The 3,985-nt window shown below is 52.7% G+C and carries 6 protein-coding genes; 3 read left to right on the top strand and 3 right to left on the bottom strand.

Annotation, left to right across the window (positions count from 1 at the left end; genetic code table 11):
• The 3 genes from ABYT30_RS16680 to mutT form a co-directional block, all read left to right on the top strand.
• Nucleotides 1–1,043 (top strand): SEC-C metal-binding domain-containing protein (locus ABYT30_RS16680; RefSeq protein ID WP_373097569.1); only part of this gene is annotated, 1,043 nt, incomplete at its 5' end.
• A gap of 13 nt (nucleotides 1,044–1,056) precedes the next feature.
• Nucleotides 1,057–2,277, top strand: coding sequence for a bifunctional glutamate N-acetyltransferase/amino-acid acetyltransferase ArgJ (argJ, locus tag ABYT30_RS16675; protein ID WP_373097568.1), 1,221 nt, complete (start codon nucleotides 1,057–1,059; stop codon nucleotides 2,275–2,277).
• Complete coding sequence (mutT, locus tag ABYT30_RS16670; RefSeq protein ID WP_373083932.1) at nucleotides 2,258–2,680, top strand: 8-oxo-dGTP diphosphatase MutT; 423 nt, start codon at nucleotides 2,258–2,260, stop codon at nucleotides 2,678–2,680. Before argJ ends, mutT begins: the two co-directional genes overlap by 20 nt.
• Before the next feature lie 27 nt (nucleotides 2,681–2,707).
• Here mutT and ABYT30_RS16665 read toward each other — a convergent pair whose 3' ends face one another.
• The 3 genes from ABYT30_RS16665 to ABYT30_RS16655 form a co-directional block, all read right to left on the bottom strand.
• Nucleotides 2,708–2,911 carry a DNA gyrase inhibitor YacG gene (locus tag ABYT30_RS16665; RefSeq protein WP_373097567.1) on the bottom strand — a complete coding sequence of 68 codons (204 nt, stop codon included), beginning with the start codon at nucleotides 2,909–2,911 and terminating at the stop codon, nucleotides 2,708–2,710.
• 33 nt (nucleotides 2,912–2,944) lie between these two features.
• On the bottom strand, nucleotides 2,945–3,553 hold the full coding sequence (coaE, locus tag ABYT30_RS16660) for a dephospho-CoA kinase (RefSeq protein ID WP_373097565.1): 609 nt from the start codon (nucleotides 3,551–3,553) through the stop codon (nucleotides 2,945–2,947).
• Nucleotides 3,554–3,568: 15 nt separating this feature from the next.
• On the bottom strand, nucleotides 3,569–3,985 hold a 417-nt coding region (locus ABYT30_RS16655), incomplete at its 5' end, for an A24 family peptidase (protein ID WP_373097564.1).

Below are 3,985 nucleotides of genomic sequence, written 5' to 3'. Positions count from 1 at the left end.
GTATCGATAACCAGTTGCGTGGCCGCGCTGGTCGTCAGGGCGATCCAGGTGCATCGCGCTTCTATTTGTCGTTAGAAGATAGTCTAATGCGGATTTTTGCCTCAGATCGTGTGCGGGGCATTATGCAGGCATTAGGCCTTGAAAAAGGTGAGGCGATTGAGCACCGCATGGTGTCTAACGCCATTGAAAAAGCCCAGCGTAAAGTTGAAGGTCGCAACTTCGACATGCGTAAGCAATTGCTTGAATACGATGATGTCGCTAACGACCAGCGCCAAATCATCTATCAGCAGCGCAATGAACTGATGGAAGCGGATGACATCAGCGACATGCTAACGGCGATTCGCCAAGACGTGGTTGGCGATGTCGTGCGGGAATATATTCCGCCGCAGAGTTTAGAAGAACAGTGGGATGTGGCCGGATTAGAGCGTCGCTTACAAACTGACTTTGAAGTCGAGCTACCGCTGCAAACTTGGCTGGACGAAGATCGCTCAGTCAATGAAGAAGTACTGATCGAAAAAATTAATCAGGCTATCGCTGACGCCTATGAAGCGAAGTGCGCCTTGGTTGGCCCGGACATGCGCAAGATTGAACGCCATATCATGCTGCAAGTATTGGATACCTTGTGGAAAGAGCACTTGGCGACCATGGATCACTTGCGTCACGGTATTCATTTGCGCGCCTTCGCTCAGAAAAACCCCAAGCAAGAGTACAAGCGCGAAGCCTTTGAATTGTTCCAAGAAATGCTCGACAGCTTGAAGCTCGAAGTTATTCGTTTCCTCTCGCATTTGCGTCTCCAGCAAAACGAAAATGCTGAAGAGTTAGCGCGGCAGCGTCGCGAGGAGCAAGCCAAGCGGGCAATGGAATTTCAACACGCCGAATCCAGCGGTCTGACCTTAGACGACGAAGTTCGCGATGAAGACGCGGAAGCCGCACCAAGTACCCCAGAGACCTTTGTCCGGGACGGCCGTAAAGTCGGGCGCAATGAGGTTTGTCCCTGCGGTTCGGGCAAAAAATACAAACAGTGTCACGGCAAATTAGACTGAGGTAGGCGCTAGCATGGCAGTAGGTTCTGGTGAATTGCCCGTTCTTCACACTGTAGACGGTGTGCGGATTGGGGTGGCAAGTGCGGGTATAAAAAAAGTAGGCCGTATCGATACCGTGGTCTTTGAATTGTGTGAGGGTGCCTCGGTAGCGGGGGTATTTACCCTTAATGCTTTTTGCGCTGCGCCGGTTACTGTGGCCAAAGAACATTTGGCCAGCACTTCGCCACGCTATTTACTGATTAATACGGGTAATGCCAATGCGGGTACCGGCCAAGCCGGCTTGCTCAATGCGCGCAACTCCTGCGCTGCCTTAGCTGAACTGGTCGGGCTGGAATCTTCTGCGGTTCTGCCATTTTCGACCGGCGTTATCGGCGAAAAGCTACCCCTGGATAAGTTGGTTGCAGCGATGCCCGCAACAATTTCAGCGCTGTCTGCTGATAGCTGGGAGCGCGCGGCAAACGGTATCATGACCACTGACACTCGCCCTAAAGCGACGTCTCGGCAAATTGAGATTGCTGGCCGCACAATTACCGTTACCGGTATATCCAAAGGCGCGGGCATGATTAAGCCCAATATGGCGACTATGCTGGGTTATGTCGCGACGGACGCCAATATCGCGCCAAATGTTTTGCAGGTGATGTTAGATCAATCTGCCGATGCGTCGTTTAATCGTATTACTATCGATGGCGATACCTCGACCAATGACGCCTGTGTGCTGGTCGCAACAGGTCGCGCCGGCGGTGAGCCGCTAACAGAAACCCGCGGCCCAGTATTCGATGCGCTTCAGCAGGTCTTTAACGAGGTGTTTTTAGAGCTGGCCCATGCCATTGTTCGCGATGGCGAAGGCGCTACCAAGTTTGTTGCGGTTGAAGTGACCGGCGCCAAAGATGTTAGCGAGGCCCTTAAAGTCGCCTACGCGGTGGCGGAGTCGCCGCTGGTGAAAACCGCACTGTTTGCCAGTGATCCAAACTGGGGGCGGATTCTTGCTGCTATCGGTCGCGCTGGGGTGGATTCACTGGATGTGTCGGCATTAACGGTTCACTTGGACGATGTGCTGATTACTGAGCACGGCGGTCGCGCAGAATCCTATACCGAAGCAGCGGGTGCCGCGGTAATGAAGCAGGCTGAAATCCGAATTCGAATCAATTTGAATCGCGGTCAGCATGCGGAAACCGTGTGGACTACCGACTTCTCTTACGACTACGTCAAAATCAATGCCGAATACCGCAGTTAATACGCGTGTTCACGTTGCGGTTGGGGTCGTCTTTAACCCCTTGGGCGATATCCTTATCGCCCGCCGCGCGAATGACGCCCATCAAGGTGGTTTGTGGGAGTTTCCCGGCGGTAAAGTTGAGGCTGGCGAAGGCGTCTGTGACGCCCTCGCTCGTGAACTGCACGAAGAGTTGGGCATACATATTGAGTTGGCAAGCTGCCGCTCACTGATCGAAATTAATCATGACTACGGCGATAAAAGGGTATGTCTTGATGTATGGCTGGTGAGCCGTTTCAGTGGTGAGGCGATTGGGCGTGAAGGTCAGCCACTGCGCTGGGTGAGCCCGCAAGCACTTTCTGACTATGTGTTTCCAGCGGCCAATGTGGCGATCGTTGAGGCGATTCAGTGCGCGGAAGTCATCTAAAACTGCCTTGAATATCCCGTCTCAGCCTTAATAATCCTGTTCTAAATCCCTACTTAATACATCGTCGTGGAGCGAGTCCCCGGGAATATTGTGCTCTTCATTTGCCCAAGCGATTAAGTCATGATTTTTGCATGTATCCGAGCAAAAAGGCCGGAAGGGATTGTTCGTATCCCACACTAATTCGGTTTTACACTGGGGGCAAGGCACGGTGATGGTCGACGGTTTATTCATGACAATTAATTTCCAGATACTTTAAAAGACTAGCTAGACCTTCGCGGCGGCAAGCTTTAAGAATTGCTGATGCAGTTCACTCACCCGCAGATCTAATTGGGGCAAGCCGAGGGTATTGTCGATCACATCACTGGCGGCATCCAAGCGGGTTTGGCGCGTGGCTTGGCTGGCAATAATTCGCTCAACCTGGGCTTGCTCGTTATAGTCTCTGGCCATTGTTCGGCTGAGCTGCAATGACTCCGGCACATCGACTACTATCAGCCTATCGCACATCGCTTTTTGCTGGCTTTCAACGAGCAGTGGCGACACAAAAAGCGCGTAAGCACTTTCAATGCTTTGCAATTGGCGCAGGGTTTCGCTCGCGATAAGAGGATGAAGTAAAGACTCCAGCCACTGCTTGGCGGCGGGGTCGGCGAAAATCGTTTGGCGCAAGGCTGCGCGATTTAGTTGACCATCGCCAAGTAGGTGGGAGTCGCCAAAGTGCGCCGCAATTTTTTGCAGTGCGGGGCTGCCGAGCTCAACGACTTCGCGAGAAATAACATCGGCATCGACAATGCCGATGCCTAAATTGGCGAAGCGATCAGACGCGGCGGTTTTACCACTGCCGATGCCGCCGGTTAGTCCTACGATGAATTTACTCATAATATTAAGGTGTTGTTAGCGAATACCGGCGAGTTGGAGGTAGCCGTCGATGAGCGCTTCGCCCCAGAACAGCGCGATCCAGCCAGCACCGGCAAGATAGGGTCCAAAGGGCATTGGGGTAGAACTGTCGCTGCGTTTAAGCATCATTACCGCACCGCCAAACACCGCGCCGACGACAGAAGATAATAGAATAATCAGCGGCAAAAACTGCCAACCTAGCCAAGCACCGAGTGCGGCGAGCAATTTAAAATCACCGTAGCCCATGCCCTCTTTGCCGGTTAGTAGTTTAAATAACCAAAACACTGACCACAGGGACATGTAACCGGCTATTGCACCCCACACCGCGTCGTGCAGGGGGATGCTGCCGGTTATGCTATTGAATAATAGTCCCAGCCAAATTAGTGGCAGGGTAAGCTGATCTGGTAGCAACTG

Origin of the sequence: Zhongshania sp. (genome assembly GCF_041623545.1) — a bacterium.
GTDB lineage: Bacteria > Pseudomonadota > Gammaproteobacteria > Pseudomonadales > Spongiibacteraceae > Spongiibacter.
The sequence above is the reverse complement of the archived record's forward strand: the minus strand, read 5'-3'. Positions and strand labels throughout refer to the sequence as shown.

What these genes read in the sequence shown, in the direction of transcription:
- ABYT30_RS16665 (WP_373097567.1), bottom strand. Translation starts at nt 2,911, where the DNA reads ATGAATAAACCGTCGACCATCACCGTGCCTTGCCCCCAGTGTAAAACC.
- argJ (WP_373097568.1), top strand. Translation starts at nt 1,057, where the DNA reads ATGGCAGTAGGTTCTGGTGAATTGCCCGTTCTTCACACTGTAGACGGT.
- mutT (WP_373083932.1), top strand. Translation starts at nt 2,258, where the DNA reads ATGCCGAATACCGCAGTTAATACGCGTGTTCACGTTGCGGTTGGGGTC.
- coaE (WP_373097565.1), bottom strand. Translation starts at nt 3,553, where the DNA reads ATGAGTAAATTCATCGTAGGACTAACCGGCGGCATCGGCAGTGGTAAA.